General features: G+C 67.2%; 1 protein-coding gene. It reads right to left on the bottom strand.

What is annotated here, in order from left to right; genetic code table 11:
* Positions 1-725: condensation domain-containing protein (locus tag ACFWPJ_RS21935; RefSeq protein WP_378854107.1), on the bottom strand; the 725-nt coding region annotated here is incomplete at both ends.

The raw sequence follows: 725 nt of genomic DNA, 5'->3' as shown, positions 1-725 counted from the left end.
GGGTGATTTCATTTGGTGCCGTGGGTGTTCGGGCTCGGGACACTCCGGGGGGGCGCGGGCCGTGGTATGTTACCACGAAAGCGACCCGCAGGATGTCGTGCCGCGCCATCAATGCCTGCGCTGCGGTACGCAAGCGGGACGCGTCCACCGTGCCCGACAGGGTGAGGATCGACTGCACCGTGTAGCTGTCGGCGGTGCCGGGGTCATAGAGCGCGTGGAACAGCATGCCCTCCTGCAGCGGCGAGAGCGTCCACACGTCGGCGATATTCGGATAGGTGTGTTCCCACCCGTCGATCTGCTGCTGGGTCACCGGCACGAGGTCGAAATCAGACGGTGTGTGACCACCAGAACCTGCGGATCCGGCATGTTCGGCGAGTGCCCGCAGGGCGTCCGTCCACAGCGCGGCGAGCTCGTCCAGGTCGGCGGCGTCGAGCAATCGGGAGGCGTAGGTCCAGGTTACTTCCAGGCCGGTGTCGGTCAGGGTGGCGTTGACATCGACGACGACAGCCGACGGCGCCCGGTCGTCTCGGGTTTCCGCGAAGCGTTGCGGGAGAAAGGCTCCCGGCCCGCCGTCGGTCATTGCCCGGCCCAGGTAGTTGAAGCTGATCTGCGGGGTGGGTGCGCCCGCGAGCGTGTCGGCGGTGTCGGCGTTCAGGTAGCGCAACATGCCGAAGCCGCTGCCCTTGCCGGGCAACGCGCGCAGCTGCTCCTTGGTGTCGATGTTC

Source organism: Nocardia sp. NPDC058497 (assembly GCF_042720195.1).
Classification (GTDB): Bacteria; Actinomycetota; Actinomycetes; order Mycobacteriales; family Mycobacteriaceae; genus Nocardia.
The sequence above is the reverse complement of the archived record's forward strand: the minus strand, read 5'-3'. Positions and strand labels throughout refer to the sequence as shown.